We start from the raw sequence: 710 nt of genomic DNA, 5'->3' as shown, positions 1-710 counted from the left end.
CGCTTTACGCCCAGTAATTCCGATTAACGCTTGCACCCTCCGTATTACCGCGGCTGCTGGCACGGAGTTAGCCGGTGCTTCTTCTGCGGGTAATGTCAATTGCTGAGGTTATTAACCTCAACACCTTCCTCCCCGCTGAAAGTACTTTACAACCCGAAGGCCTTCTTCATACACGCGGCATGGCTGCATCAGGCTTGCGCCCATTGTGCAATATTCCCCACTGCTGCCTCCCGTAGGAGTCTGGGCCGTGTCTCAGTTCCAGTGTGGCTGGTCATCCTCTCAGACCAGCTAGGGATCGTCGCCTAGGTGAGCCGTTACCCCACCTACTAGCTAATCCCATCTGGGCACATCCGATGGCAAGAGGCCCGAAGGTCCCCCTCTTTGGTCTTGCGACGTTATGCGGTATTAGCTACCGTTTCCAGTAGTTATCCCCCTCCATCGGGCAGTTTCCCAGACATTACTCACCCGTCCGCCACTCGTCACCCAAGGAGCAAGCTCCTCTGTGCTACCGTTCGACTTGCATGTGTTAGGCCTGCCGCCAGCGTTCAATCTGAGCCATGACCAAACTCTACAATTTAAAAGTTTGATGCTCAATGAATTAAACTTCGTAATGAATTACGTGTTCACTCGTTGAGACTTGGTATTCATTTTTCGTCTTGCGACGTTAAGAATCCGTATCTTCGAGTGCCCACACAGATTGTCTGATAAAT

Annotated in this window: 1 rRNA gene; it reads right to left on the bottom strand. The window is 51.8% G+C overall.

Going from position 1 to position 710, the window contains the following annotated elements:
• A 16S ribosomal RNA gene (locus PDQ33_RS28965) occupies positions 1–577 on the bottom strand; the annotation flags it as partial.
• Positions 578–710: the final 133 nt, after the last annotated feature.

The organism is Bacillus cereus group sp. Bc031 (assembly GCF_027716265.1).
Classification (GTDB): domain Bacteria; phylum Bacillota; class Bacilli; order Bacillales; family Bacillaceae_G; genus Bacillus_A; species Bacillus_A paranthracis.
This window is presented reverse-complemented; position numbering and strand designations above follow the sequence as displayed.